General features: G+C 63.6%; 33 protein-coding genes. 11 read left to right on the top strand and 22 right to left on the bottom strand.

All coding sequences use genetic code 11. The features are described from left to right. Positions 1-145: 145 nt before the first annotated feature. From ACTJLC_RS29110 to ACTJLC_RS29100, 3 genes are all read right to left on the bottom strand, one after another. Complete coding sequence (locus ACTJLC_RS29110; RefSeq protein WP_440846007.1) at positions 146-433, bottom strand: hypothetical protein; 288 nt, start codon at positions 431-433, stop codon at positions 146-148. After that, positions 430-924: a lysozyme gene (locus ACTJLC_RS29105; protein WP_310136314.1), complete on the bottom strand. Its 495-nt coding sequence runs from the start codon at positions 922-924 to the stop codon at positions 430-432. Before ACTJLC_RS29105 ends, ACTJLC_RS29110 begins: the two co-directional genes overlap by 4 nt. 359 nt (positions 925-1,283) lie before the next feature. Beyond that, the gene (locus ACTJLC_RS29100; protein ID WP_310136313.1) at positions 1,284-2,183 is read right to left on the bottom strand and encodes an SDR family oxidoreductase; all 900 of its coding nucleotides are present in this window, start codon (positions 2,181-2,183) and stop codon (positions 1,284-1,286) included. Between the two features lie 100 nt (positions 2,184-2,283). Between ACTJLC_RS29100 and ACTJLC_RS29095 the strand changes: the two genes are divergently transcribed. Further along, positions 2,284-3,174: a helix-turn-helix transcriptional regulator gene (locus ACTJLC_RS29095; protein ID WP_310136310.1), complete on the top strand. Its 891-nt coding sequence runs from the start codon at positions 2,284-2,286 to the stop codon at positions 3,172-3,174. On the opposite strand, the gene ACTJLC_RS29090 is transcribed toward ACTJLC_RS29095, so the two are convergent. Then, entirely contained in the window at positions 3,171-3,785 is a 615-nt protein-coding gene (locus tag ACTJLC_RS29090) for a dioxygenase family protein (RefSeq protein ID WP_310136307.1), read from the bottom strand. The genes ACTJLC_RS29095 and ACTJLC_RS29090 overlap by 4 nt on opposite strands. A gap of 315 nt (positions 3,786-4,100) precedes the next feature. On the opposite strand from ACTJLC_RS29090, the gene ACTJLC_RS29085 reads away from it, so the two are divergent. Genes ACTJLC_RS29085 through ACTJLC_RS29075 form a run of 3 tightly spaced genes read left to right on the top strand, consistent with a single transcriptional unit; the run spans position 4,101 to position 8,273 of the window. Continuing rightward, positions 4,101-6,485 carry a ferritin-like domain-containing protein gene (locus ACTJLC_RS29085; RefSeq protein WP_440846004.1) on the top strand — a complete coding sequence of 795 codons (2,385 nt, stop codon included), beginning with the start codon at positions 4,101-4,103 and terminating at the stop codon, positions 6,483-6,485. Between the two features lie 13 nt (positions 6,486-6,498). Further along, a complete protein-coding gene (gene bufB, locus ACTJLC_RS29080; RefSeq protein ID WP_310136301.1) occupies positions 6,499-7,452 on the top strand; it encodes an MNIO family bufferin maturase in 954 nt (317 codons plus the stop codon). Next, positions 7,449-8,273: a DNA-binding domain-containing protein gene (locus ACTJLC_RS29075; protein ID WP_310136299.1), complete on the top strand. Its 825-nt coding sequence runs from the start codon at positions 7,449-7,451 to the stop codon at positions 8,271-8,273. Before bufB ends, ACTJLC_RS29075 begins: the two co-directional genes overlap by 4 nt. A 173-nt stretch (positions 8,274-8,446) precedes the next feature. Here ACTJLC_RS29075 and ACTJLC_RS29070 read toward each other — a convergent pair whose 3' ends face one another. From ACTJLC_RS29070 to ACTJLC_RS29050, 5 genes are read right to left on the bottom strand one after another with little or no spacing between them, the layout of a single operon-like run. After that, positions 8,447-9,241 carry a CTP synthase C-terminal region-related (seleno)protein gene (locus ACTJLC_RS29070; protein ID WP_310136297.1) on the bottom strand — a complete coding sequence of 265 codons (795 nt, stop codon included), beginning with the start codon at positions 9,239-9,241 and terminating at the stop codon, positions 8,447-8,449. Beyond that, complete coding sequence (locus tag ACTJLC_RS29065) at positions 9,216-9,668, bottom strand: GNAT family N-acetyltransferase (protein WP_310136296.1); 453 nt, start codon at positions 9,666-9,668, stop codon at positions 9,216-9,218. The genes ACTJLC_RS29070 and ACTJLC_RS29065 overlap by 26 nt, the downstream gene beginning before the upstream one ends. Beyond that, positions 9,665-10,093 (bottom strand): VOC family protein, encoded by a 429-nt coding sequence (locus tag ACTJLC_RS29060; RefSeq protein ID WP_154872404.1) that lies wholly within the window; start codon positions 10,091-10,093, stop codon positions 9,665-9,667. The genes ACTJLC_RS29065 and ACTJLC_RS29060 overlap by 4 nt, the downstream gene beginning before the upstream one ends. Beyond that, positions 10,090-10,593, bottom strand: coding sequence for a helix-turn-helix transcriptional regulator (locus ACTJLC_RS29055; protein WP_440846000.1), 504 nt, complete (start codon positions 10,591-10,593; stop codon positions 10,090-10,092). The genes ACTJLC_RS29060 and ACTJLC_RS29055 overlap by 4 nt, the downstream gene beginning before the upstream one ends. Next, positions 10,580-10,966 (bottom strand): lysozyme inhibitor LprI family protein, encoded by a 387-nt coding sequence (locus ACTJLC_RS29050; protein WP_159442572.1) that lies wholly within the window; start codon positions 10,964-10,966, stop codon positions 10,580-10,582. Before ACTJLC_RS29050 ends, ACTJLC_RS29055 begins: the two co-directional genes overlap by 14 nt. Before the next feature lie 162 nt (positions 10,967-11,128). Here ACTJLC_RS29050 and ACTJLC_RS29045 point away from each other — a divergent pair, with 162 nt between their 5' ends. Then, positions 11,129-11,614 (top strand): GNAT family N-acetyltransferase, encoded by a 486-nt coding sequence (locus tag ACTJLC_RS29045; protein WP_073429720.1) that lies wholly within the window; start codon positions 11,129-11,131, stop codon positions 11,612-11,614. 58 nt (positions 11,615-11,672) lie between these two features. Beyond that, on the top strand, positions 11,673-12,002 hold the full coding sequence (locus tag ACTJLC_RS29040; RefSeq protein WP_143326530.1) for a low molecular weight protein tyrosine phosphatase family protein: 330 nt from the start codon (positions 11,673-11,675) through the stop codon (positions 12,000-12,002). A 21-nt stretch (positions 12,003-12,023) separates the two neighbouring features. On the opposite strand, the gene ACTJLC_RS29035 is transcribed toward ACTJLC_RS29040, so the two are convergent. From ACTJLC_RS29035 to pdxR, 3 genes are all read right to left on the bottom strand, one after another. Then, positions 12,024-12,602, bottom strand: coding sequence for a flavin reductase family protein (locus ACTJLC_RS29035; RefSeq protein ID WP_310136097.1), 579 nt, complete (start codon positions 12,600-12,602; stop codon positions 12,024-12,026). A gap of 170 nt (positions 12,603-12,772) precedes the next feature. Beyond that, positions 12,773-13,105, bottom strand: a complete 333-nt coding sequence (locus ACTJLC_RS29030; protein ID WP_073429740.1) for a hypothetical protein — start codon at positions 13,103-13,105, stop codon at positions 12,773-12,775. 222 nt (positions 13,106-13,327) lie between these two features. Then, positions 13,328-14,800, bottom strand: coding sequence for a MocR-like pyridoxine biosynthesis transcription factor PdxR (gene pdxR, locus ACTJLC_RS29025; protein WP_310136096.1), 1,473 nt, complete (start codon positions 14,798-14,800; stop codon positions 13,328-13,330). Positions 14,801-14,901: 101 nt separating this feature from the next. On the opposite strand from pdxR, the gene ACTJLC_RS29020 reads away from it, so the two are divergent. Further along, positions 14,902-15,627: a GNAT family N-acetyltransferase gene (locus ACTJLC_RS29020; protein WP_310136094.1), complete on the top strand. Its 726-nt coding sequence runs from the start codon at positions 14,902-14,904 to the stop codon at positions 15,625-15,627. 108 nt (positions 15,628-15,735) lie between these two features. On the opposite strand, the gene ACTJLC_RS29015 is transcribed toward ACTJLC_RS29020, so the two are convergent. Next, entirely contained in the window at positions 15,736-16,269 is a 534-nt protein-coding gene (locus ACTJLC_RS29015) for a GNAT family N-acetyltransferase (RefSeq protein WP_440845995.1), read from the bottom strand. A gap of 246 nt (positions 16,270-16,515) precedes the next feature. Between ACTJLC_RS29015 and ACTJLC_RS29010 the strand changes: the two genes are divergently transcribed. Then, positions 16,516-17,094: a DUF4337 domain-containing protein gene (locus tag ACTJLC_RS29010; protein WP_083081954.1), complete on the top strand. Its 579-nt coding sequence runs from the start codon at positions 16,516-16,518 to the stop codon at positions 17,092-17,094. Positions 17,095-17,165: 71 nt separating this feature from the next. Then, the gene (locus ACTJLC_RS29005) at positions 17,166-17,783 is read left to right on the top strand and encodes a LysE family translocator (RefSeq protein WP_083081953.1); all 618 of its coding nucleotides are present in this window, start codon (positions 17,166-17,168) and stop codon (positions 17,781-17,783) included. 13 nt (positions 17,784-17,796) lie between these two features. On the opposite strand, the gene ACTJLC_RS29000 is transcribed toward ACTJLC_RS29005, so the two are convergent. The 6 genes from ACTJLC_RS29000 to ACTJLC_RS28975 form a co-directional block, all read right to left on the bottom strand. Continuing rightward, a complete protein-coding gene (locus tag ACTJLC_RS29000; protein ID WP_310136093.1) occupies positions 17,797-19,071 on the bottom strand; it encodes an RNA polymerase sigma factor in 1,275 nt (424 codons plus the stop codon). Between the two features lie 4 nt (positions 19,072-19,075). Continuing rightward, on the bottom strand, positions 19,076-19,483 hold the full coding sequence (locus ACTJLC_RS28995) for a VOC family protein (protein WP_310136091.1): 408 nt from the start codon (positions 19,481-19,483) through the stop codon (positions 19,076-19,078). Positions 19,484-19,579: 96 nt separating this feature from the next. Continuing rightward, a complete protein-coding gene (locus ACTJLC_RS28990) occupies positions 19,580-19,993 on the bottom strand; it encodes a YciI family protein (RefSeq protein ID WP_083081949.1) in 414 nt (137 codons plus the stop codon). Between the two features lie 147 nt (positions 19,994-20,140). Further along, entirely contained in the window at positions 20,141-20,494 is a 354-nt protein-coding gene (locus ACTJLC_RS28985) for a YciI family protein (protein WP_083081947.1), read from the bottom strand. A gap of 306 nt (positions 20,495-20,800) precedes the next feature. Beyond that, positions 20,801-21,274: a hypothetical protein gene (locus tag ACTJLC_RS28980; RefSeq protein WP_073429710.1), complete on the bottom strand. Its 474-nt coding sequence runs from the start codon at positions 21,272-21,274 to the stop codon at positions 20,801-20,803. Between the two features lie 819 nt (positions 21,275-22,093). Continuing rightward, positions 22,094-22,366 (bottom strand): DUF1488 domain-containing protein, encoded by a 273-nt coding sequence (locus ACTJLC_RS28975; protein WP_083083025.1) that lies wholly within the window; start codon positions 22,364-22,366, stop codon positions 22,094-22,096. Between the two features lie 442 nt (positions 22,367-22,808). Between ACTJLC_RS28975 and ACTJLC_RS28970 the strand changes: the two genes are divergently transcribed. Together ACTJLC_RS28970 and ACTJLC_RS28965 are read left to right on the top strand one after the other, a co-directional pair. Next, a complete protein-coding gene (locus ACTJLC_RS28970) occupies positions 22,809-23,282 on the top strand; it encodes an N-acetyltransferase family protein (protein WP_440845990.1) in 474 nt (157 codons plus the stop codon). A gap of 48 nt (positions 23,283-23,330) precedes the next feature. Then, positions 23,331-23,681, top strand: a complete 351-nt coding sequence (locus ACTJLC_RS28965) for a DOPA 4,5-dioxygenase family protein (RefSeq protein WP_310136087.1) — start codon at positions 23,331-23,333, stop codon at positions 23,679-23,681. 55 nt (positions 23,682-23,736) lie between these two features. Here the strand turns inward: ACTJLC_RS28965 and ACTJLC_RS28960 are convergent, their stop codons facing one another. The 3 genes from ACTJLC_RS28960 to zwf form a co-directional block, all read right to left on the bottom strand. Continuing rightward, positions 23,737-24,048, bottom strand: a complete 312-nt coding sequence (locus ACTJLC_RS28960; protein WP_310136086.1) for a high-potential iron-sulfur protein — start codon at positions 24,046-24,048, stop codon at positions 23,737-23,739. Positions 24,049-24,156: 108 nt separating this feature from the next. Further along, positions 24,157-24,957: an ROK family protein gene (locus tag ACTJLC_RS28955; protein WP_310136085.1), complete on the bottom strand. Its 801-nt coding sequence runs from the start codon at positions 24,955-24,957 to the stop codon at positions 24,157-24,159. 40 nt (positions 24,958-24,997) lie between these two features. Continuing rightward, a complete protein-coding gene (zwf, locus tag ACTJLC_RS28950) occupies positions 24,998-26,605 on the bottom strand; it encodes a glucose-6-phosphate dehydrogenase (protein ID WP_114164025.1) in 1,608 nt (535 codons plus the stop codon). Positions 26,606-26,609 lie beyond the last annotated feature (4 nt).

Genomic DNA, 26,609 nt, shown 5'->3' with positions numbered 1-26,609 from the left:
GGCGTTTGGTATGCCGATCGAATCGACGCTTACCGTCTATGCCAACGCTGACGACCTTCAGGCCCGACGTTTCTGAGTGTTGTTCTGTCATAAGGTGTCCACTGAAAATCAGTGGACATAGCCTGCACGCTCAGATCGCTGAGTGCTAGACGCCCATTTCTGCGCGCTTACTCTTCTTCTCCAGACGCGCTTTGCAGCTTGGCGATTTCGCGGATTTCTCGTCAACAACGTCTTGCAGTTTCTGTTCAGCGATCACCTTGTCGCGCCATGCACAAAAGTTCAGGCTCGTCTGGTTTGCGTCACAGTTCGCCAACATACCTTGCACCTCGCTCGCCGGCAGTCCGCTCTGCCGCGAGATAACGTCAGCGGGATCAGGCGTGCCAGCAAATGCGGAAGAGCACGCGAATGCCAGAGCCACGAAAGCAACTCTCATCGCGCCCCCTGAGCGAATGGCGCAGCCTCTTCACGGCGGCGGTTGACAAGCCCGTTTACGCGGCGCGGCGGCAGACGGCGTCCTCGTGTATCGCGCGGGTGCACATAGACGCAGAGCGCCATGTTGCTTGCAACCAGCCTATCGTTGCCACTATTGGCAGCAACACACGTATCACGCGATCCGGTTTCCCCTGAGTTATAGGCAAAGCTCACCAATGCATCGAACTGCGCCTGCGTGAGTTCGCGGTCTCGCACATTGCGGCGAACGATCTGCTCCGTGAGCCGAACCTTTGTGGCAAGTTGCGCATTGACCTGCGCGACTGACACCGGACGTTGGAGTTCTTCCGGGGTGCAGAACCCAAGGTGAGCAAGTGTGCCAACTCCATAGGTGCAGTTGTTCGCCACATCGTTGTAATAGCTCGTCACGGCACCTTCCCGACGGCGCAAGTCCGCCCAGCCGGTAGAGCTGAGACGCAATGATTCATTCGGCATCGTTTCCTCGCGGAGACCAAGTCGACGAGACTCTATCATTCGTCAGCGGAGAAAGGGTTGCTGACTATGACTTGTCAGTACTAACAGGCAATCGGCTACTGCGGGAGTCGGCCATTACTGCAGTCAGGATGCACCGCGGGAGGTTGCCGAGCTGATCGTGACGTTCCTGAAGACCGACTGACGCGTGGCGTCCCGAGCCGAAATGGTTGCCATGCGCGCCAAGTCATCGCGTCATGAGAGTGAAGTCGTTGCCCCGCCCTAGACTGATCGGAATTGGCTGTGAGAGATAGACGTCGATAGCGTCATGTGCGCGGCGAGTGGGTATGAGCGAGCGCACGCTGGCGCGTGTGCCACGGAGGTTACGTCAACACCTCGACGTAACGCGCTTCGTTGAGATCGGAGATGAGCGTCGGGCCTGTCGGTTGCCAGCCCAAACGCGCTTGTGTCTGCGCACTCGACGCCGGCATATCGAGCGCCGCGAACATCGCCATCCATCCGAAGTGCGCCTGCACTTGCTCGCGCGCGATCGACACGACCGGCATCTTGAGGCCGCGCCCTAACGCCTCGGCAATCTCGCGGGCGCTCACGCCTTCTTCGCCGACCGCGTGATAGCGCGCACCGCGTTCTCCCTTCTCGATCGCGAGCCGGTACAGCCGCACGACGTCCGACAGATGTCCCGCGGGCCAGCGGTTACGGCCCTCCTCCACGTAGGCGCACAAGCCTTTCTCGCGCACGATCTGGATGAGCGGCGTGATGAGGCCCTGGCGGAACGGGTTATGCACTTGCGGCAGGCGCATCACCGAGACGTTGACGCCTGCCTCCAGCAGCGCATTGCTGGCCAGCTCGCTGGCGAGGCGCGGATTCGGGTGCGCGGTGTTGAACACGTCCTCGGTCGCGGGTTGACCGTCGCCGCGGCTGCCAGCGCCCGTGCCCGAGGTGACGAGCAGCGGACGATCGGAGCCGGCCAGCGCCGAGCCGAGAGCCTCGATCGCGCGCTTGTCCTTCGCGCAGTTGTCCACGAAGCGCGAGAAGTCGTGGTCGAACGCGAGGTGGATGACGGCGTCCGCCTTCGCGGCGCCGCTGCGCAGGCTGTCGGTGTCTTCAAGCGTGCCGCGATGAACTTCGGCGCCCGCCGCGCTCAGCGCTTGCGCGCCTGCATCGGATCGTGTCATGCCGATCACCTGATGACCGGCTTCGATGAGTTCGGGCACCAGAGCCGAGCCGATGAAGCCCGTTGCGCCCGTCAGAAAGATACGCATCGTGAAGTCTCCTTGGGTTAATCACCCAGGCACTATGCGATCATCCGCTTTCCTGTTGAAGTAGTGACTTTATCCCGGTAAAACGACTAACAGGCTCAGCATGTCAGTGAACGCCGCCCAAACGCTCGGGGACTTTCTGCGCAGCCGTCGCACGCGGCTCGATCCGGCCAGCTTCGGCTTCTCGGGCCGCAGGCGCACGCCCGGACTGCGCCGCGAAGAAGTGGCTCAGCGCGCCAACATCAGTTCCACCTGGTACACCTGGCTCGAACAGGGCCGCGGCGGCGCGCCTTCGGCGGTGGTGCTGGAGCGCATCTGCGCAGCGCTGATGCTGACGGATGCCGAGCGCGAACACCTCTTCATGCTGGGCCTCGGGCGGCCGCCGGAAGTGCGCTACCGGTCCGTCGATGGCGTGAACCCGCGGTTGCAGCGCGTGCTCGATTCGCTCGACGCCAGCCCGTCGATCGTCAAGACCGCGACCTGGGACGTGGTGGCGTGGAATCAAGCCGCGGCCGTCGTGCTCACCGACTACAGCACCCTGCCGGCCGGCCAGCGCAACATCTTGCGCTTTCTGTTCGGCGACCCGGCCGTTCGCGCGAAACAGCACGACTGGGAGAGCGTCGCGCGCTTCGTCGTGGGGACATTCCGCGCGGACGTGGCGCGCGCGGGGCTCGCTTCCGAAGTGGGCGATCTCGTGGACGATCTGCGCCGCGCCAACCCCGACTTCGACCGCATGTGGCGCGAAAACCAGGTGCTGAGCCATGGGGACGGCGAGAACGTGAAGCGCCTGCTGCATCCCACGCTAGGGTCCATCGAGATGGAGTATTCGCTGTTCGCTGTCGATGGTCGGCCGGACCTCAGCATGCTCGTGTACACGCCGCTGGACGCGCTCACCGCGGAGCGCATCCGCGCCGCCGCTGCGCAACGTCGATCGATGGCAGCGCAGAAAGCCTCGACTCTCAACGCGCCGCGGCTTCACGACGGCTTGCGCTAAGTGAAGGCGAGCACGAAATCGAACCGGGCCGACTTTCGCTCGCCGTCGTCGTCGATCGTCATCAGCAGCCGGCCATCGAACAAGGAATCGCGAGCATTGCGCCGCTCGCCGGGAAAGTACAGTTGGGTGGTGAGCATCGGCCCGTTGGGTGGCTGCACCGTCACATGGAAGTGTCGTGTGCGTCCCGGATAGAGCCCCGGCACGATGGTCTCGAGGCGGTAGCGTCCCTCGTTGTCGGCGAATTGATGGCCGCGCAGCCGGAACCCGTCGACGTCGTACTCCCCGGCGTCGTTCGCGTGCCAGAAATCGAGCAACGCCCCGGGCACCGCCCTGCATCGTGTCGACCACACCCGTCCGGTCAGGACGATCTTTGTTCCATTGATGCCGGGTTCGAGCAGCGATACACGTTGCGGCGAGTGCGGCAGGAAGAACGGACCTGCCGTCTGCCGCCGGGTCGGTTCCTGTCCGTCGGTGCAGGCGGGTGTCGCTGACACTTCCTCGGCCCGGCCACGGTTTGCCTTTCCGAGGGCCAACAGCAGCAACGTGGACGGCACCGTAGCCGACCTGCGAAGAAAATCGCGCCGTCCGTGGCTCACGCTTCGTGCCCGCATCGTGATCGCTCCTTGCTTCCCGCTCGATCGGCATGCTGCGCTGCGCACGCTGCCGAACCGACGAACTTCCGCGCTGGCTGCGTTGCATCCAACGAGGCACAGCATCCTGTGCCAACCATGGTAGGCCGAAACTTCAGGTCGGCGTGCAAATACATTCTTGCCAACAGAATCCGCGATAGACGGGCACAAACACGTCAGGCGCATTCAACCGATTGATGCAATGCACTAGCGTCTGCGCGAGGCCGTGATAATCGCCTCCCGGTACAGCCACCTATCAATATTGATAGCTACATTTTTATCCCTGTAACGAGTGGAATGGAAATGGCCGTGAGTGTGCGGCTTGGCTCCAAGATCATTCAATCCAACACCGGTAACCAGCCTTTATGGTGGGCAAATGCACGGGGATTTCCATCGCCAACGGGATCGGTGCGCTCAGCACTATCGGCTTCGAACGACAGTCAGCGATGTCACCCGCTACGACTTCACCTGGCGGGCGCAAACCAGTCAGACCATCGCGCAGCTGCTACGAGTACGTGGCGGCCCCGTGTCCCTCCCCCATGTGACGGTCAACACGTCGACGAAGAAATCTTCGTGACCGCCCGATCAGGAAAAACGAACATGTCCGAGCACGATTCCAGGAACGCAGGTCTTCCCGTCCGCCCCCTCACCGAGGCAGAGCAACGCCTGGTGCGCCATATCGACGAGCATTGGGATCGCGCCCGCGCATTGACGGAATTGCGCGACGGGTTGCAGACCGCCGTCGAGATCGAACTGGCAACGGTGCCGCTCTATCTCTTCGCCTATTACTCGATCAACCGTACCCCTCAAGGATTTCCGGCAACCGATCTGTCCCGCTTCGCCGATCAGGCGGGGGGCATCATGATGAGCGTGGCTGTCGAGGAAATGCTTCACTTGTCCTTGTCGTCCAACATGCTGTTTTCGCTCGGCGTGCAGCCCCAGCTCTATTTGCGCTCGCCCTCGCCGTATCCGACCGACCTGCCCGGTCATGCGAGGCTCGGGCCGGACAGCAAGCCGATGGCCCTTCCGCTGGCCAAGTTCTCGTCCGAGCAGTTATGGCAGTTCCTCGAAATCGAATACCCCGCAGCGGCGGACGCCCCGCCTGAGCTCAATAATTGGCAGACGATCGGCCAGATATATTCGTTTCTGCGCTGCATCATCAGCTCGCGCCACATCACCGACGACGACTTCAAGGCGGGCCGCGCGCCCGCCCAGATCCAGCCGTCCAACTATTCGCCCAACAACATCGACTCGGTGTATCCGACTGCCGGCTTCAATTACGGCTGCCCGGTACCGGCGCCGGTCAACGGCTCGGCGGCCGCCACGGCCGCCTATGCGAGCCGCGGCGATAGCCATGCGAGCCGCAGCGCGCTGATGACGATTGCCTCGCGCGAAAACGCCATGCAGGCGATCCAGACGATCGACGCGGAAGGCGAGGGCTTCGGCCCTCACAAGTTCGACGATCTGTCACACCACGAACTCTCGCATTACTACAAATTCCTGACGCTGCAATCGCAACTGGCCGGCTACGATCCCAAGGACGAGAAGTTGCGGAACATGCCGCCCCCGCCGCCCGCGGCGGCACGTCAGTTCAGCCGGGATGAATTGGCGAGAATCATGTTCGATTTTCCCGACAACCCGGTTGCCGCCGCCTACCCGCCCGGACGCCGCGAACTCGCCGACATCGTCAGCGGCCTGTACCAGTACATGCTGATCATGACCGAGAGCATCTTCCTCATCGAACCGAGTCAGCAAAAGCTGTATTTCAACCAGACGCTGCACCGATCGATGATCTGGATCCTCGACAAGATGATCCAGGCCATGCGGAAAGTCTCGTTGTACGGCACCGATGGCTACCCGAGTACCCTCCAATTGGCGCCCACTTTCGAAAACATCAATCTGGGCCCGCGTCACCAGGCCTTCGCTACCCTGGTCGCCATGTGCAACGGCATGAACGCCAAATACGGCAGCGAGTCCTGGTACAGCAGCGACGCGCAATATTTCGTCGAGATGATCCCTTCCTTGCCGGAGGTGAGCGGCCTATGGCAGACGCCGCCCGATCAACCGACATTGGGCAAGCCTGGCTGCGACGTCAGTCAATATCAGGGCATTCCGATGTTCACGGAGCTGCCGCCCGCGCCCGGCGTACTACTGGCTGGCGAGGTGCGGCACGCATGCATGGGACTGAACCAATGCAAGGGACAAGGCCGCAGCCGCGATAACGAATGCGCCGGCCAAGGCTATTGCTCTACCGCGCTGGAATTCAACTTCGCTGACCCGGCCTCGCCGCTGATATCGGATCACACCTGCCGCGTGCAGAACGCTTGCGCCGGTCAAGGTGGTTGCGGCCTGTATGGCACGGGACACGAGCAGGAAGCGCCGGGCGCGAATGCCTGCGCCACGCAAGGCTGCTGCGCCACGCCGATCAACGCCGAGCGCTTCAGCACCGACGGCCGCAACCGCGGCAAAAGCGTTTGGCTGCGTGCGCGCGAAGTGTTCGCCGAGCAAACCTGGCCGGAACTGCGCAAAAAGAACCCGTCGCTGCCGGCCCAGCCGCCTGAGCCGCCGCATGCGGAATTGTTCCAGTACGGTCCGACCATCGAGTGGATCCAGGAATATAGCGGTCATGGCATGACGGCTTGCGGGGCTAGCGGCATGAGCGGCGCGGGTAGCTGCAGCTAAGGAATGCCAGGACATGACTGAACTTCGAGGGGACGCAGCCGGACATCGGCTGGGGTTTGGCGTCGGGCTGCGCAATCAGCATTTCGATCATATTTTGGCAACGCGGCCGCCGGTGGATTGGTTCGAAGCCGTCTCGGAGAATTTCATGGATTCGGGAGGACGGCCGCGCGCCGTCCTGCGCCGGATCGCCGAACATTATCCGGTCGCGCTGCACGGCGTTTCGCTATCGATCGGCAGCACCGACCCGCTCGATCGTGACTATCTGACCCGCTTGCGGCGGCTAGCCGACGAGGTATCGGCCCGCTGGGTCAGCGACCATTTGTGCTGGACCGGCGCGCTGGGGGTCAACAGCCACGACCTCCTGCCGCTGCCGCTGAACGAAAGGACGCTGGAGCATGTGAGCGCCCGGGTCGCCCAGGCGCAGGAGTTACTGGGACGGCCGTTGGTGTTGGAAAATCCCAGCACCTATGTCCGCTTCCGCCAGTCGACGCTGAACGAGCCGGCCTTTTTGCGCGAGCTAAGCCGCGTGACGGGTTGCTGGCTGCTGCTGGATGTCAACAATGTTTATGTCAGTTGCTTCAATGCCGGCACCGATCCATTGGATTACCTGAATCAGTTCCCATTCGATCGCGTCGTGCAATTGCATCTGGCCGGACATCAGCATTGCGGCACCCATATCGTCGACACTCACGACCGTCCGGTTTCCGCGGCGGTGTGGCAACTGTTCCGCCTGGCTTGGCAGCGCAGCGAACAAGCCGCGACCTTGCTCGAATGGGATGGCGATGTGCCTGCCTTCGAGCGCGTGCACGCCGAGTTGATGCGGGCGCGACAGATCATCGATGGCGACGCGCCCGCCGAAGTCGAAGCCGCCCCGCGGCCGCGGCTGGACAGCGCCGAGGCGGTGTCCACGCCAGTCGCGTTCCTGGTGCCCGAGATCATGAGCAACAGCGTCGTGTGCCCGTCATGAGCGTCGACCAAGATCGGCTGGACTCGCTGCAACGCTGGATGATCGAGGCACTGATCGCGCCGGATGGCGTCGACGCCGACACCATCGCCGCCACCTTGTTGCCGGGGCCGAAGCTGTCCGCCTCGGCTTGCCTGGCCATCTATCAGCGCAGCTATATCCTGCGGTTGCGAAAATGCCTGGAAGAGCAGTTCCCCGCCAGCTACCACGCGTTGGGGGCGGCTCTTTTCGCCGATTTCGCCGACGAATATCTGCGGGCCTGCCCGTCCGACAGCTACACGCTGCACGAACTCGGCCGGCGTTTTCCGGAATGGCTCGAGGACAATCGCCCGGATCGGGACCAGCCGCCGGAACAACGCGAGTCCTGGATCGATTTCATGGTGGACCTGGCCAGTTACGAGCGCGATCTGTATCGCCTGTTCGACGCACAGGGCCACGAGGGACGGCCCTGGCCCGATGTGTCAGCCGACGACGGCGCACTGGTCCTCCAGCCTTGCCTGGCGCTGGTCGCGTACCGCTATCCTGCGGCCTGGTATTACCACGAGGTTCGCGCCGGGCGTTCGCCACAGTTACCGGTTGCCATGCGCTCCTACGCGGTGATCCTGCGCCGCGATTTTCTGACGCACACTTATCCGGTCACTCGCCTGCACTATGAATTCCTGTCGCTCGTGAGACGGACTCGGGATCTGCCGGCGTCGGTGGAAGCGATTGCCGCCGAGGCTGGGTATTCCGTTGACGTGGTGTGGCGATCCTGGCGCCATGAGGTGCGCCGGCCTTGGATCGAAGCGGGGTTCTTTGTCGAGAGAGCGGTGATCGGGGGCTAGCCAGGGTGTTGAGGTTGACCTCGTGGCGGGGTCGTTCTGGACGAAGACCGAGATTCTGATCGATCCACGCGACCGGCATATGCAACGCAGAGCGATCGAATGGCACTGTCAGAAAGGCACCGTACATTCAACCATCGAACCATACCAACACAAAGACACAAGAACCGCCGAAACTACCGACCTGCCTCACCCGCACACGCTCCCACAAACGCATCGACGAGTGGCACGGACTCCCCTCTCAAAGCCGCCCGCTCCGGTTGAAAAAGCGTTGCAACGAAGAACGGATGTCCGTCCATCTCGACGGCACGCACATCTCCCCGTTCATCATCCGCGGCGACGCGCAGCGGCCCCGAAACAAGCGACGCTCTGAACTCGGGATTGAGTCCATAGCGGCACCGATAGCCCTCCGAGGTTTCGCTGACTCCATAGGCCGTCGCAACGCGAGTCCCCGGACGCAGCCGGACAAGATCCACAGCTTCAACCAGGGCACACTCAAGTGGCGAAATGACTGCGCGGGTCGCATCTGGCGCTGTCTCAGCATGCTCCGCATCGGTCCAACCGAGAACGTTGCGGGCATACTCAATGACGGCATGTTGAAACCCTCCGCATGTCCCAAGGAACGGAATTGCCGCTTCGCGCGCATGACGAATAGCGAGCAACGCGCCGTCCATGCTCCGGTACGGACTCGCCGGGACGCACCAAATTCCGCCGAACTGGGAAATTCGCGAAACAGAATTGATTTCCCCAGTGGGAACCCATTCAAATTCGATCTCGACTTGCTTCACATCTGCCGCTCGCTTCAATGCAAGCGGAATAGCCTGGTGCGCCGGCACCGAGTGGTCAAAGTCACCAACCAGACCCACGCTTTTCGCATTACCGTTATCCTCCTTGCCTCGTTCGACACCGCCTGGCGGAAGGCCGAGGCAAATATCCGGTGGAAATTCATGCCCGGTGCGGTTCCCGAACATAGTAGATATCCCACTCCGACTCAGTCGTTTTTAAAAACCCGTGTCGTTGATAGAAACGGTTCGAGTCACTATCGCGAAGCGCTCCCAGTCTGATCGAAACCGACTGGGAGTCCGCGTCCGCGAGAATCGCCGAGAGTACTGTCGAACCAATACCTTTGCCCTGGTGCTCCGGTAGAACATAGAAATGCTCGAGCAACAGGTGATCGGCCGCGGGCTTTATTTGCACGAAGCCAACGGATACGCCGTCAACCACAATGAACTTGCACAACGCCGAATCGAACGACGACATGAAACGATCGCGTGCACGCCGCGGCTCGAAGCGGCCGATACGCTCCAGGCTCTCTCGCATCGCGTCGATGCGCATCTGAACCAGCGTTTCGATGTCGTCGTGCGTTGTGCTCGCGAGCGTCGGGTTCACCAGTCTCATGCCTCGTTAATATTTCCCGCAGCCGCAGCCTGGATCATCTTCCAGCCATTGCCGGCGGGATCGCGGAAACCGGCATCGACGCTGCCGTAGCGGTCCACCGGCTCCTGGGTGAATTCCACGCCGTTGGCCTTCAGCCTGGCGTAGCTGGCGCGGCAGTCGGCCACAGTAAGCACCAGCGGCGGCATGGCGCCCTTCGCGACCATCGCCCGCAGCGTTTGCGCGGTGGCTTCGTCGTGGATCGGCGGGCCCGGCGTGAAAAGACCGAGCTGGAACGAGGGCTGATCGGGATGCTGGACCGTGAGCCAGCGGTAAGCACCGTTGCGCACGTCCGTGTGGACGCGAAAGCCGAGCTTCTCGACGTAGAACACGAGCGCTTCGTCCTGGTTGTCCACGTACAAGCCCACTACATTGATACCTTGATTCATGACGCCTCCCTGGTTGATGGGCGGAATGTACCTTTGCCCACGCGGCGGCGCTTCTCCAAAACTGCGGTGGTGAGGTCGGGGCGCTGCGCGGCCCTCAGGACGCAGGCGGGCACGCGGTCGAATTCAGGCATATCGGCCCGGGCCTCGACGCGCATGGCGCTGGGGCTTCGCCCGGTGATGTCGTGGAAAGTGCGGCCGAAGGTCCCCAGGCTTTCCCACCCGGTGGCGAAGGCAATTTCCGTGACGCTGAGTTCGGTGTCGCGCAGTAAGGTGGTGGCCTGCTCGATGCGCCGCGTCAGCAAATAGCGATGCGGCGGGATGCCGAAGGCCTGCTTGAAGGACCGCGCGAAATGGGCTTCGGACACACCACTGACCGCGGCCAGCCGCTTGACGGGCCAGGCTTCGTGCGAGGCGGCGTCCATGCGGTCCCTGGCGCGTAAGAGGCGGCGCAGCAACGCCGGAGCTTGCAATGCGTCGGCGCCGGCCTCACTGCTGCCCACAACCCACGTCCCCTTCTTCACAATGCAACTGTTCGTCGAGCAGTCTCGTTTGCGCTTGCGTGAGCCGGCTCAAACAGGACGAATGAATCATGGGCTGCGCGCTATACGGCCCAGCCGATGAGCTTAAAAAATCGCATTGGGCATCGCGATAAGCAACCCACGCGCGCTCGGCCTTCTGCAAGCGCGGCTTGCCCTGCGGGCTCACTTTTGCCAGCAGCTTGCCGTAGGTCTCGTTGAGCTTTTTGTCGGCGGCCTGGTAGCTAAGGTCGGCGCAACGATTCAGCGAATTCTGGTCCGACGCCTTCTTGCAATCGATCTTTTCCGCGTAGGCATTGCCGCACAACCACAGAGACGTCACCGCCAGAATCGACACTCGCTTCATAGAAAACCCTCGGGCGTTGTTTCGTCAAATGGAGTGGTGAGCGGCAGTCCGCTCGCCAGTACAGCAGGATAAACGATACGATGCATCTCTGATCCGAAGCCGTCGCGTTTCCGCCAAACTTCGATTCACCGTTTAACCGATTGAGCATCTACCTTGACTATTCACATCCGCCCCGCTCACGCATCCGACGCCGCGCTGATTCTGCGCTTCATCACCGAACTCGCGGTGTACGAGAAAGCCGAGCATGAAGTCGTCGCAACCGTTCGAGACATCGAGGCCAGTCTGTTCTCCGCAAGTTCAAGCGCCAAGGCTTTGATCTGCGAGATGAACGGCGAGCCGATCGGCTTTTGCGTCTACTTCTTCTCCTATTCGACGTGGCTCGGCAAGCAAGGGCTTTATCTGGAAGACCTGTACGTGTCGCCGACATCGCGCGGCAGCGGCGCGGGCAAACAGATGTTGCGCCACCTCGCCCGCATTGCCTGCGACACCGGCTGCGGCCGCTTCGAATGGAGCGTGCTGGACTGGAACGAGCCGGCAATCGGCTTCTATGAATCGATCGGCGCGAGCGCGCAAAGCGAATGGGTGCGCTACCGCTTGGCGGGGGACGCGCTCAAGGCGTTTGCAGCGGGTGACGCATGAGCGAGGCTCGCGTTCGAACGGATGCATGGCCGCATGGCCGCTCGATCGGTAATCGCCCGTGATACACGCCCTTTTTATCTGCGGCAAGAACCGTCTGCGCAGCCCGACGGCCGAGCAGGTCTTCGCCAGTTGGCCCAACGTCGAGACCGATTCGGCCGGTCTCGGCGCGGACGCCGACGTCGCGCTTTCCTCCGAGCAGGTTCGCTGGGCCGACATTGTCTTCGTGATGGAAAAAGCGCATCGCGCGAGGCTGTCCGCGAAATTCCGCGCATGCCTGAACGGCAAGAAAGTCGTTTGCCTCGACATTCCCGACGACTACGCCTTCATGCAGCCCGAACTTGTCGCCCTGCTGGAACAAAAAGCCGGCAAATTTCTCCGGCGGAAATAGTCCGGACGCGCCGGTCGTCCATCATCGCCCCGCTCCCACCGGCTCCGCCTCGAACGCGTCGCCGGTGGCAAAAAACGTCCCGCCGGCCACGTAATGGCACGTGCGCAGATCGGGATCGTCACCGAAATGCCAGCGGTTGTTCGAATACACGCGGCTGTCCGCATACGCGGCCACCACTTCGCCGATGATCAGGTCGTGCCGCTGGCTATCGTCCGGAATCACCTTGCATTCCATCCACGTGATGCAGCCGGCCAGCATCGGCACGTCGATGTTTTGCGCGGGGAACGTTTCGAGGTCGAAGGCCGAGAACTTGTCGAGTTCCGCGCCGGCGTTCGTGCCCACCGCCAGCGTTTGCGCGGCGAATCCGCGGCTCGGCAATTGCAGCCCGAACACGCCGCTCGCCTCGATCAGTTGCCGCGTGAGCGTGCGGCTGTCCACCACGACGACTACCTTCGGCGGATTGAAATCGAGCGGCATCGCCCACGATGCCGCCATCACGTTCGCGCGGCCGCCGTGTGCGCTGGTAATGATCGTGACCGGTCCATGATTCAGCAACTGCGTCGCCCGCGACAACGCCACGGGTTCTCGTGTGATTTTCATACGTCGTTTCCGCTTCAAAGGGATGAAGGCGATTGTAGCGAGGCTGCGCGAAGCGGATGCGGGCAAGCGAGGGCGCCCAGGCGCTCGAGCGGAAAGTCGGGCAATCAAGGCAGGGATTCAAAACGAGGATGCGGGGCGGCAGCCGGGGAGAGCCGCCGCCCAGGCGCGCATCAATGTGGCGCTTTACCGTTGGGTACGGCGTCCAGCGGTTTGTGCTGTTCCTCGCCCAGGCCGGGGAAGAAAGCGTTCCAGGCAGCGCGTACGCCTTGAGCCGCGGTGGCCTCGGCCTGGACCGACTGCGATTCGCCGTCGGCTGCCTCCGAGGGATCGGCGGTCAGGCCGCGCCAGTGCGTGAACGTCAGCAATGGCTTCTCGGTCCATGCGCCGTCGCCAAACTTCGCAAATGCCGTGTCCCCGCTCGTCAGTTGCACCTCGTACCAGCCTTCGCGGACGGGCGTGTGGTCGGCAAGCTCAAACCAGGGGGTCGGTTCGATTTCCTTCATGTCGTCTCCGGTCGGATAAATCGTCATAGATAACCACAACAAAGGCATTCTTCATACTCACGCGACCACGGCCCGAACGGCGCGCGGCATGTCCGCGCGAGGTTGTGCAGTGCGGTGCGTCGAGTATGACCTGCGGGCGATCCGTCCACGTCGCGCATTTCAGGATAGCCGCGCATAAACGACACGATAGCGCGACATGGGCCACCCGGACAAACGCAAAACTTATCGGCCGCGCCGAGCGATCAATGACAACGTGCGGATGGCCGGCGCCAGTTGTTCGGCGGGCGTATTGCCGTAGCCGATCACCAGCCCGTTGGTCTGCGCGCGCGGCCGCAACGCGAAACCGGACAGCGCGCGCGGGTTGAGCCCCTGGGCGAGCGCGCGTTCAGCCAGCGACCGATCGGCGATCCGCGGCGGCAAACACAGCGTCAGATGCATGCCGCACTCGCCGCCCAGAATGGAAGCCGGCGCGAAATGCGCGGTGAGGGCGTCGCGCAACGCCTGCTGGCGCTCCCGATACAGCCGCCGCATGCGCCCGAGGTGCCGCCCGAACTCGCCGCTTTCGATGAAATGCGCGAGCGCCAGTTGCTCCAGACGATGCCCGCCGCGCAGCATTTCGTGCAGCGCGACGGCCGCGCGCTCCGCGATCGCGCGCGGCAGCACCACGAAGCCGACGCGCAGCGCCGGAAACATCGTCTTGCTGAACGAGCCGACGTAGAGAACCGGCGCGTCGTCGACCAGTCCTTGCATGCTGGCGATCGGTTCGCCGGTGTGCCGGAACTCGCCGTCGTAGTCGTCCTCGATCAGCCAGGCGCCGCTGCGGCGCGCCTGCGCGATCAAGTCCAGCCGCCGCGCCACCGACAGCACCGCGCCCGTCGGATACTGGTGCGCCGGCGACGTGTAGATCAGCTTCGGCGGATGCGCGGCCCATGCTTTGGGCGGCACGACGATGCCTTCCGCGTCGACCGGCATCGGCAGCGTCGTGAGATCGCCCAGGTTGAAGGCGGCCTTCGCGCCGCGATAACCGGGATCCTCGACCCAGGCGACGTCGCCGGGATTGGTGAAAAGCCGCACGCACAGGCTCAACGCCTCCTGCGCGCCCTCGGTGATCACCACCTGCGAGCCCTCGCAGCGCACGCCGCGCGCCATCCGCAGATGCGCGGCGATCGCGTCGCGCAACGCCGGTTCGCCCGCCGGCGTGCCGTAGCCGAGCGCCTGGGGCAACGCGCGCTCCATCGAACGTTCCTGCGCGCGCCGCCACGCGGGCAGCGGAAAGCGGTCCAGCGCGGGCGTGCCGGGCGTGAGAGGAAGGCTGTTGTCGGCCGGGGCGTGCGCCGCCGCGAACTGCCCGACTCGCGCCGCGTAAGTCGCCTCGGAGGCGGCGAGGTTGGCGGACGGTTCGCCACGCGCAGCGGGGCTCGACAGCGGACTGACGCGGGTGCCTTTCTTGTCGGCCACGACATAGCCGACCGCGGCCAGATGCTCGTAAGCGATCACTACCGTGTTGCGCGAGACGCCCATTTCGGTCGCCAGCAAGCGCGACGAAGGCAGCAGCGAACCAGCCGGCAAACGCCCGGCGAGAATCGCCTGCTGCAAACGCTCGATCAACTGCTTTTGCAGCGGTGCGGTTTTTTCGGCGCTGCGAGCACGATTCGCGGCGGCTGGATTGGCGAGCGGGCCAATGATCTCGATCATCGCGGCTGGACCCATCAAATGTGTTTGTCTTGGATCTTTTTAACATACCACGTTTGCCGTATCGTTCTTCGTAAGCTAACGACCCGCTTTGGAGAGTAGAGATGGAACCCAGACGTAACGCGTTCGAACAACCCATCGGCACACCCGTGCCGGACTGGAACGGCGCCGGGGCGCCCGGCCGCGAGCCGCTCGCGGGCCGCTATTGCCGGATCGAACCGGTGAACGTCGAGCGCCACGCCGCGGACCTGCACGACGCCTACCGCTCGGCGGCCGATGGCCGGGACTGGACGTATCTGACGATCGGCCCGTTCGACAGCCTCGACGCGTATCGCGAGTATCTGACGCGCGCCGCCGCTTCGGCCGATCCGCTGCACTATGCGGTGATCGATCTGGCGACCGGCAAGGCGGTCGGCACGCTGGCGCTGATGCGCATCGATCGCGCGAACGGCGTGATCGAAGTCGGCCACGTGATTTATTCGCCGCGTCTGAAGCGCACGCGCATCGCCACCGAAGCGATGTTTCTGCTGATGAAGCACGTGTTCGACGAACTCGGCTATCGGCGCTTCGAATGGAAGTGCGATTCGCTGAACGGTCCGTCGCGGGCCGCCGCGTTGCGCTACGGCTTCACGTTCGAAGGCATCTTTCGCCAGGCGATCGTGTATCGCGAACGCAATCGCGACACCGCGTGGTTTTCGATCATCGATAGCGAATGGCCGGCGCTGCGTTCGAGCTACACGCGCTGGCTGGATGCGGGCAACTTCGATGCGCAGGGCCAGCAGGTCGAGCGGCTGGTGGATCTGATCGCGCGGCAGTGGGCGGCAAGTTAGCGAAGGCGATCGATAAGCGCTCGCGAGTTGGATGCATCGAGCCGTCGACCGGATTGCAACGAAGCGCTCAACCGCCGACGCGCCCACCGCCCACCGCGCGCCACCGGCTCAAGCCGCGCCTGCCGCGCGACGCAGCACGATGGTCGGCTTGCCTTTGTAGGTGGTGCGAAGGTGCTCGCGATAGCCGCACTTGTCGGCGACGCGCAGCGAAGGCTGATTGTCCGGCGCGACGATACAGGCCGTTTCAGCGCCGGGCCAGTGCGTGTCGGCCCAACGCAAGGCGGCGCGCACGGCTTCAGTCGCGTAGCCGCGGCCATGCGCCGCCGGGTCCAGGGCCCAGCCGGTTTCAGGCGTGCCCAACGAAGGTTCGATCTCGCGGTGATAGTCGGCGAAGCCGACCTCGCCGAGAAACCGGCCGCTCTGCGTCTCGCGCACCACCCAGTAGCCGTAACCCAGCATCGCCCAATGTCCGGCGTAACGCAGCAGACGCGCCCAGACTTCCTCGCGCGTGAACGGTTTGCCGCCGATATAGCGGATCACCTCGGGATCGGACCACATCGCATAGCTATCGAGGAAATCGTCACGGGTGTGCGGACGCAGGGTCAGGCGGTCGGTGGTGAGGTGGGTGGAGTGAGTGGACATTTGAAGGGCGAAGGTGCGGGAACGCCTGAAAGTTAAGGAGCGTTGAGAGTGCGAGCGATGATCGCAGATTTTGTGCGCGTATGCCCAGCGGCCCCAACCCAACGCCTTCCCCCTCACCCCTCACCACACGCTAAGATTGAGGCCCGCCGGCCCCGCAACCCGCGCATCGCAGCGCGGCTTGCACGCATGTCGCCAGCACGCGCGCCGCCCGCACATCAAAAGAAAAGCCCTGCCTCGGAGAATCGGATGTCTGAAGAATATGAAGTCCACGGTCCGCACGACCATGCCGTCCAACACGCCGGCCATCATGACGCGGACCCCTTTGCGGGCCGCATGGCCGTGATAACGGCGGTCCTCGCGACGATCGGCGCGCTATGCGCCTATCAGAGCGGCAACAGCGAAAACCTGGCGCTGTACTACAAGAACGAAGCCGCCATCAAGAAGACCGAAGCGTCGAACCAATGGAATTACTACCAGGCCAAGGGCGAAAAGCAGAACCTCGCCGAACTCGGCGAGGCGCTCTCGCCCGGCAACACCGATGCTCACGCGAAGTTCGCCGCGGATGTCGACAAGTACAAGCAGCAGAAAGAACCGATCCGCGCGAAGGCCGAGTCGATCGAAAAGGAAGTGCTGGACAACGACGCCAAGAGTGAAGCCCTTCTGCACGGCCACCATCGCTGGGCGCAGGCCACGACGTTGATCCAGGTCGCGATCGCCCTTTGCGCGATCACCTTGCTGACTCGCAAGAGATGGCTGCGCAATCTGTCGTTCGTGGTGGCGACGGCCGGCGTGGTGATGGGCGCGGTGGCGTTTTTCTCGGCTTGATTCGATGCAACGGCTAGCGGACGCATCCTCGAATTGCGCCGCGCCGTACTGTCCGCGATAAGGAGTGGTGTGTGATCGATGGCTCTGCCGTTCTAGGCGTTTTCTCCGTGTATGTGGCCGGTGTCGTGATCCCCGGGCCGAACTTCGTCGCCGTTGCGCACAAGGCCGCGTCGGCCACGCGCGTCGAGGCGCTCGCGATGGTCGCCGGCATCGTGCTGGTCAACCTGCTCTGGGCAAGCTGCGCGATTCTCGGTGTCGGCATCGTATTCACCGCGTTTCCGTGGCTCGCGTTGGTCGTGAAAGTGGCAGGCGCGGCGTATCTGATCTGGTTCGGCGGCCGGCTGATCGTCAACGCGTCGGCGGGCAAGCCGGCGCAAAGCGTGAAGGCGTCGGCGGGCGGCTTCCGGCAGGCCTTCGCGCAAGGTTTCGCGACCAACATCGCGAATCCGAAGTCGATGGCGTTCTTCGCCGCCGTGTTCTCTTCGGCCGCGCCGGCGCATGTGAGCGTGGGAACCTTTGCCGCGATGCTCGGCATGGTGGGCGTCGTCGCGAGCAGCTGGTATGGATTCGTCGCGCTGACGTTGTCGCACGCACGCATCGCAACGGCGTACCGGCGCTGCAAGGCGTGGATCGACCGAGTGTGCGGCGGCCTGATCGTCGCGCTGGGCGTGCGTCAGTTGATTCGCTAGCGGCTCATACGATTCAATGCGCACCGCCGCGTGCGCGTTCGAGCAGCAACTCGCGCTCGCGCGCATTGCGCGTCATCGTGGCCGCGCGTTCGAATTCGGCGCGCGCCTCTTCCGTGCGCCCCAGTTTCGCCAGCAGATCACCGCGCACGCTCGGCAGCCAGTGATAGTTGGCGAGCGCGGGATCGGCGGCGAGCGCGTCGACGATCTCCAGACCGGCAACCGGCCCGAACGCCATGCCCACCGCCACCGCCCGATTCAGTTCGACCACCGGCGAAGGCGCCACCTGGGCCAGCGCGTCGTAGAGCGCGACGATCTGCGCCCAATCGGTGTCGTCGGCGCGGCGCGCGCGCGCGTGACACGCGGCCAGCGCCGCCTGCAACGCATAGGGACCGCTCGCGCCGCCGAGCGCATGCGCGGCGTCGAGCGCGGCCAGTCCGCGGCGGATCAGAAGCGGATCCCAGCGGCTGCGATCCTGATCGAGCAGCAGCACCGGACGGCCCTCGGCATCGGTGCGTGCATGCGCGCGCGACGCCTGAATCTCCATCAACGCGACGAGGCCATGCACTTCGCTTTCGTCGGGCACGAGACCGCTCAACACCCGCCCAAGCCGCAGCGCTTCCTCGCATAGCGCGGGACGCATCCAGTCGTCGCCGGCGGTGGCCGAATAACCTTCGTTGAAAATCAGGTAGATCACCTGCAGCACCGACGCGAGCCGCGGCGCGCGCGCGTCGGCCTGCGGCACCTCGAACGGCACCTTGGCCGCCGACAGCGTGCGCTTGGCCCGCACGATGCGCTGCGCGATGGTCGGCTCGGGCACGAGAAACGCCCGCGCGATCTCGTCGGTGGTGAGGCCGCCGAGCAGCCGCAGCGTGAGCGCGACGCGCGCATCGGTGGACAACACCGGGTGACACGCGGTGAACACCAGCCGCAGCAGATCGTCGCCGATATCGTCGGCACGCGCGGCATCGAGGGCATCGACGAAATCGGGCACAAGGTGAGCCTCCAGCGCGTCGAGATCGTGGCCCAGTTCCTCGCGCTTGCGGGCATGCAGCGCTTCCTGCCGCCAGCGGTCGAGCGCACGGTTTTTCGCGGTGGCCATCAGCCATGCTCCCGGATTGTCGGGCACGCCGGCCTCCGGCCAATGCTCGAGCGCGGCCACCAGCGCGTCTTGCGCCAGCTCCTCGGCGAGCCCGACGTCGCGCACGATGCGCGCGACGTGGGCAATGACCTTGGCGGATTCGATCCGCCAGACGGCCTCGATGGCACGATGGGTGGCCGGTATCGTCACGAGTTCAGCCCGCCGCCTGGGCGTTCGGGTCCATGTAGATCAGTTCCCAGACGTGCCCGTCGATGTCCTCGAAACCGTGGCCGTACATGAAGCCGTAGTCCTGCGGCGCGCGCGGCGCCGTGCCGCCCGCGGCGAGCGCCCTCGCGACCAGCGCATCCACCTCGCCCCGGCTTTCGCATGACAGGCCCACCAGCACCTCGGTACTTTCCTTCGGGTGGCAAAGCGCCTTATGCGTAAACGACTCGAACAGCGCCTTGACGAGCAGCATCGCGTAGAGGTTCTCGCCGAGGATCAGGCACGCCGCCTGGTCGTTGGTGAATCGCGGCTCGAAGCTGAAACCGATCGCGCTGAAGAAGGCCTTCGACCGTTCGAGATTGTCGACGGCGAGATTGACGTAAATCTGCTTGTGCATGATGAGCATCCGTTGGTCAGGTGGTGCTGCGCGGCGACCGCGCGTTGGGGCAGGTGCCGCCGCGCATGCGGCGCGGCGTTCGGATCGACGCGCGGCTCAGCGCCTGGCCGCTTCCAGTTCGCGGAATCGCTCGACTTGCGGGCCGGGTTCGAAGTCGTCGAGTTGAAATAGCTGGCGCACTTCGATTTCGCCCTCGGCCTGCTCACCGAAGGGCGCCGGAAAGCGCCGTGCCCATTCCATCGCTTCCTCGCGCGAGCGGACCTGAATCAATGTGTAGCCGGCGATCAGTTCCTTCGTTTCCGCGAACGGACCTTCCACCACGGTCTGCTTGCCGCCGCTGTAGTGAACCCGCCAGCCCTTCGAACTCGGTTGCAAGCCGGTGGCGTCGAGCAGCACGCCGGCCCTGGCCAGTTCTTCGTGGTAGGTCGCCATCGCGGCCAGCAGCGCTTCGTCGGGCATGTCGCCGGCTTCGCTGGCGGCCGTCGCCTTGACCAGGATCATGAATCGCATCGCCGTTACTCCTTTTCGTGGTGAGAGGGAGAGCCGTGCAGCCTTGCTGGCTCCTTACTCACACGACGAGCGATGCACGACCGGATCGACACCCTAGCGACGCGCCAGGGAAAACCCCCGGTCAATGCCAACGGATGCGCCTATCGCTTACGCGAAACAAGGTCCGAGCTTGCGAACCTCGACGGTGCACCACGACGCCGCCGGACAGGCTTGCGCGATCGCCACGGCTTCGTCACGGCTTTCGCAATCGAGCAGGAAGAAACCGCCGATCATTTCCTTGGCTTCGGCAAACGGGCCGTCGAGCAGTTTCGGCTGGCCGTTGCGCACCTGCACGCGCACGGCGTCTTTCGTCGAGGTGAGCGATTCGACGGCGAGCAGTTTGCCGCGTTCTTTCAGGTCGGCGGCGAAACGCACCATCTGGTCGTAGACTTCGCGCCCCGCGGCTTCGCCGCGCTCGATGCGTTGATGCGGGGGTTCGACGATGAGCAGCATGTAAGACATGGCGTCTCCGATTGATCGCGCCGCGGACGTGAACGCCCGGTACGCGTATGAACGCAAACAACGCGCTTGCGGTAGGTAGGGTGAGGCAGTCTAGCAAGCGCGGATCACTCCGGCAAACGCTGCCCGACGCCGGCGTGGCGGTCGATTGGGATCTTTACGGAGACTCGTCGTCTCCGCGCGGCACGGAGAGGCTTTTTTGCGTCGATCGCCGGTTTTCGCTGCACGGCGCGAAGCCGCTGCAATGCAAAAACGCCCCATGCGGGGCGTTTTCGTTGGCGCAGTATCGGAGCGAGACTGCCGTACCGATCAGACCGCCGCTTCGGCGATCGCCCGCATCTGCGCGGAGCGCATCAAGCCTTCGATCATTCGCGCTTCGGCGCTCGCAATCTCACTCAACGATGCGACGGACAATTGCCCGTCCAGAATCGCCAGCGCCGCGCACAGGCGGGCGTATTCGTCGTCCTCGACGGTCCACGCGCCGTCGCGATGCTCGCGGGCGTCGACCTGAACCATCGCGGCATGCGCGCTTTCGATGTCGGCCAGCAAGTCCTCACCAAGCCCAAGCCGCGCAAGCTCTTGCGAGACCAGCAAATGCCGGCTCAACGTCGTGTGGAGCGTCCGCGAGCCGTGGCTGTGCCGGAACGCGTCGAGCGCGCTATAGGCCTGCAGGACCATCGCCGTGGTGACTGGCTCGTGTGCGGTGCGGCTAAAGGTCAGCGCGCGCAACAGCGGGGACATGGCCGACTGGCTGTGCTTGCGGACTCGCGACTTACTGGACATATCGTTCAACCTCCTTCGCTGACTTTCAGCTCGACCACCGAATTCTGCACGACTTCGGCGATAAGCGCCGCCGAAACGCCGGCGGCTTGACAGGGCTCGACTGCGAGACCGTGTCGCCATCATGGCAAGCAACTATTAAGGCCGGCTTAAACGTCGGAGGAGTGGTTCAAACGAAAAAGAGACCCTGTTCCCGCGAGAGAACAGGGCCGGACAGGATGGAAGGGTCGTGCATGCGCGTGGATGCCTGCCGACCTGTCACCACCGCAAACCAATCAAGCTGTTGCTACCTCAACTGCTGCTGCAAAAAGCGATTACCGACTGAACTGCTATTGCTGCTGTTGCTGCCGTGCTTGTTGTTCCTACTGCTACTGCAAAAGCGGGTGCTGCCTTGTACTGCGACTGCATCGCAGCCGGGTCCTTCGCCTTCAACTACGCCTGGCTGCAACCCCCTACTGATTCGCGCGCTTCTTGCGTGGATCGCGCGCCGTTTGCATTGCTTCTACTTCCTACTGCTTTACTGCCCTGCCGCATTCGACAACGCGGCACACTGCCATCAACGGTACGGTTCAAAACAACGCGGGGGGAGACCGCGTCGATGGGGCTCGGTGTTTTGTCGCTCCATGGAAAACAGTGTAGGCGAGGGCATGCGACGGCAATTGGTCGAAGCGAGGGGAATTGGCAGGCTAATTTGACGAATCGGCGTAACGCGGCGCTTTCATCCGATGTCAGAGGCGTGCGGGCCGGTTACGCCGTGGTGAGTGTGGTGAGTTAACTGGCGGACGGGCCGGTGCCGAGCGACGCTCGACCCGGCGAAAAACATCAACCTCGCGCGGCGAAGTCGCTGATCGTCAACAGGACTTTTTCGCCGGGCCGCGCCAGCATCTTTCGTTCGGCGACGGCGATGATGCGCTTGCGTCCGTCCGCGAAGGTCTTCAGTACGCGTTCCTCGCCGGCGTCGCGTTGCAGCCAGAAGTGCTGTTCCAGCGCCTCGCGCGTCACAGCGCATTCGAGCTCCCGCCCTCGCGCCGAAAGCTGGAAAATCACCGCGCGTCCGTCTGCCGAGACGCTAGGTTCAAGCTCGATAATCTCCATAGCCCACCTCGCAAAGTTCATTAAGCCATTCGCCGTGTTGAACGAACGACGCCGGAAGAAACTGAACGAAACGCCGGCCGCGCGGCGGTTCGCCGCCTGGCGCGAGCAGGCATCGAAATTGCGCACTCCCCGGTTCGCGGGTGAGACAAAAGCAAAGCGCATGCCAATTTGCATACCAAGGCGCGGCGGGTCGCTGCGCCTGATGACGCCCACTGAGGCCGTACCTCGTCTCACAAGCTGCAAAGTCCGGCAGTGCCTGAGACGGCGCGCGCGGCGATATGCTGATCCGCATCGATAAGAGCATCGGTCGATGACATCGGCGTGTGCTTCGAGCAATGAAGTCGAGAGGCGACAACCTGACCGCGTGGTAAAAAAGCGCTGCTGGCTCGACAATTCACGCCAATTTTTACTGACCGTCGCCCTCGCCGGAAACGTTACCGACATGTCCGATCACGAACCCGCCCTCACCCTGCGCCCGGCGCTGAGCGCCGACGAGGCCTTTCTGTTCGACCTGCGCAAGGCGACCATGACCGAACACCTCGCACGCGCCGGCGACGCTTCGGACGACGCCGAACATCGCGCGCGCGTGCTGCATCGTTACGACACAGCGCGCGTGATCTGCATCGACGGCGCGCCGGTTGGTTTGCTCAAAGCACACCGCACCGACGCCGAGTGGATCGTCGTGCAATTGCAAATCTCGCCTGAACACCAAGGGCGCGGCATCGGCGAACGCGTGCTGCATACCGTCCTGCAAGCCGCGCAGATGGAAGCGCTGCCGGTCACGCTGAAGGTGCTCAAAGGCAATCCCGCGAAGCGCCTGTACGAGCGCCTGGGCTTCGAAACCATCGGCGAAGATGACAGACAGTTTCACATGAGGCGTGCGCCGCGCGCGTCGGCGGAAACCGAAGCAGAATAAATGGCGGATAAAGACTGCCCCGACGCGTCGAACCCAACGGACTTTGTTATGACCTTTCGCGACACCTCAGTAATTGCCAACTGGCACGCTCATGTTTATTTCGATTCGAGCAGCCGCGACACCGCGTGGGCCTTTCGCGAGCAAATCGAAGCGCGCTGGGACGGCAAGCTGCAAATGGGCCGTTTCCACGAACGGCCTGTCGGACCGCATCCCATGTGGTCGTATCAGCTCGCGTTCGCGCACGAGCAGTTCGCCGAACTGGTCGGCTGGCTCACGTTGAATCACGGCGCGCTGGATGTTTTCCTGCATCCGAATACCGGCGACGCCCTGCGCGATCATCGTGACGCCGCGGTATGGATCGGCCATTCGCACGAACTGGCGCTGGGCGCGTTGCGCTGAAGCGCGCCGAATCCGCGCGCGCACGCAGCGCGTGTTCAACGACCGAACGCGCCGCTCACATATTCGTATACGAACTGCACCAGCCGCGCGCGGCCACCTGCTTGTCGCCGAACAGCGTGCAGCCGCCGTAGGCGTCAGTGGCTTTGCCCTGGAACAGCGAGCAGTTGCCGCAGGTTTGCCCGGCGGCATAGCCGGGGAATTTCGCCTTGTCGACCTTCGACGCGTCCTCTTTATAGCCGACGGCTTGCGCCTTCGGATCGGCTTCGCTTAGCGCGTTGGCGGTGTCGGCGAACGCGGCGCGCGACAGCACGAGCGATGAGCCCACGCCCACGCTCAACAGCAGGAAATGACGGCGCGATGTTTTCATTTGTTGATCCGTTGGAAAGTGGGGTGCCCGTCGACGGCAAACGTTTAGACCAGGCGCTTTATTCCGTCGACATGTTCTTATTCCGCCAGGTGCCGCTTGTGGAACCGGTCATTTGAAACGCCCGGTCCGTTCATTCGCCTCCGGCAACTGCCGCGTTTCGCGCACGGACTTCGGATGCCATAGCCGCGCGCCGCCCTGAATACCCGCATCGTTCGAAACGGTTGCGACGTTCGCCGGCAACTCGATCGTGAGACGCGCCGCGTTGCCGCCGCCGATCCACAACCTGTCGTAATTCACCAGCGAGTTCAGAATGCCGATCACCTTCTGCACGCGCCGGTTCCAGCGCTTATTCCCCACCTGTTCACGCGCGGCCTCGCCGATGTACTCGTCGTACGCGACGCCTTTCCTGCTCACCGGATGATGCGCAAGCTCCAGGTGCGGCATCAGCTCGCCGTCGCGAAAGAGCGCGGTGCCCGCGCCCGTGCCGAGCGTCAGCACGAATTCGATGCCGTGGCCTTCGATCACGGCAAAGCCCTGCATCTCGGCGTCGTTGATCATGCGAACCGGCAAACCGCCCAGGCGTTGCGCCAACGCATCCGCGAGCGGAATGTCGTGCCAGCCCTCGATGCCGAAGTGCGGCGCCGTGAGAATGCGGTTGTTACGCACCACGCCGGGAAAACCGATCGACATCAGCGAAGGCGGCGCCTGTTTGATGAGCGGCTCGACCAGTTTCGCCAGCGCATCCACCAACTGATCCGGCGTGCACGGATGCGGCGTCGCCACGCGCACGCGCTCGGTTTGCATCTGACCGTCCGCACCGATGATCGCGGCTTTCAGGCCGCTGCCGCCAACGTCGATCGCGAGAATCCGCTCGGTGCTGTCTTTTACTTTCGCCTTACGTGTCGCCACGGTGTCCCCCGGTTGTGTCGTATTGAAGCGTTGGATCGCGTCACTTCTTCTCGATTGCGTTCTTTTTCAATGGCCGCCATGCATGGCCGTTGCGCGCCAGCAGCGCATCCGCCTGCGCGGGTCCGTCGCTACCGGCCGCATAACCGTGCACCGCAAGCGCGCCGCCGGTTTTCGGATGCAGCACGTCGTCCACCGCGCACCAGGTCGTTTCGATGCTGTCCGCACGCTGGAACAACGTCTCGTCGCCGAGCATGCAGTCGTACAGCAAGGTTTCATAACCGACGTTGGCACGTTCCGCGAAGAAGTCGCCGTAATCGAACGACGACTGCACCGCGCCGATCCGCATCACCGGCCCCGGCGTTTTCACGTTGAAGTCGAAGCTCGTGCCGTGCGCCGGATCGATGCGCAAGGTCAGCACGTTCGGCGTCAATGCGTCGACGGGTGTGTCGCGGAACAGGCGGAACGGCACGGGTTTCAATTGCACTGCAATCTCCGTGCGGCGCGCGGCGAGCCGCTTGCCGGTGCGCAGATAGAACGGCACGCCGGCCCAGCGCCAGTTCTCGATGAACACGCGGGCCGCCGCGTAGGTTTCGGTCGTGCTGTTCGGCGCGACGTCCGGCTCCTCGCGGTAACCGATGCCCGCCGGGCCGTTTTCGTATTGACCGAACACGACGTCGTCCGGCTTCAGCGGCTGGATCGCGTCGAAGATCTCGGCCTTCTTGTCGCGTACGGCTTCGGCGTCGAACGAATTGGGCGGTTCCATCGCGACCATGCCGAGCAACTGGAACAGATGGTTCGGCACCATGTCGCGAAACGCGCCGGTCTGCTCGTAGAACTTGCCGCGCCCTTCCACGCCGAGGGTCTCGGCCGCGCTGATCTGCACGTTGTCGATGTACTCGCGCCGCCACATCGGCTCGAACAGCGCATTCGCGAAGCGCACGGCGAGAATGCTCTGCACGGTGTCCTTGCCGAGAAAGTGATCGATGCGATACACCTGCGATTCCCTCGCATACGACAGAATGTGCGCGTTCAGATCGCGCGCCGAGGCGAGATCGGTGCCGAACGGTTTCTCGATCACGATGCGGCGAAAGCCGCCGCTCGCGCCCTCGCCTTCTTTCAGCAAGCCCGCCTGGCCGAGATGCTCGACGATCGGTTCGAAGAAGCGCGAGCCGACCGCGAGATAGAAGATCACGTTGCCGCCCGGCGTTTGATCGAGCTTCTGCTTGAGCTTCGCAAACGTCTCGTCCGATTCGAATTCGCCGGCCATGTAGTCGAGGCGTTGCGCGACCCAGTCCCACGCTGTGTCGTCGAGCTTGCCGGCGTGGAAGGTGCTCGCTTTGTCCGCCGCGAACTGCCGCAGCGACGCGTGCAAATCGTCGCGCCACTTGCTCGTCTCACGCGCGCCATGATTCACGCCGACGATTTTCATGCCGCCGTCGAGCAGGCCGTCCACCGCGAGGTTGTACAGCGCGGGCATCAGGAGCCGTTTCGTCAGATCGCCGGCCGCGCCGAAGATCACCAGCGTGCAAGGCGGCGCGGGCCGCTTGCCGGCCGGCGAGGCGGGCGCATCGTGCGCCCGCGCGCTGATCTTGCAACTGAGTTCGCGGCCGGGGCTATCGGATGGCGGGGTATTCGGTGTAGTCGACATGGGA

The organism is Paraburkholderia sp. 22099 (assembly GCF_052045835.1).
Classification (GTDB): Bacteria; Pseudomonadota; Gammaproteobacteria; order Burkholderiales; family Burkholderiaceae; genus Paraburkholderia; species Paraburkholderia terricola.
Note: the sequence above shows the minus strand (reverse complement) of the source record. Positions and strands in the feature narration are given on the sequence as shown.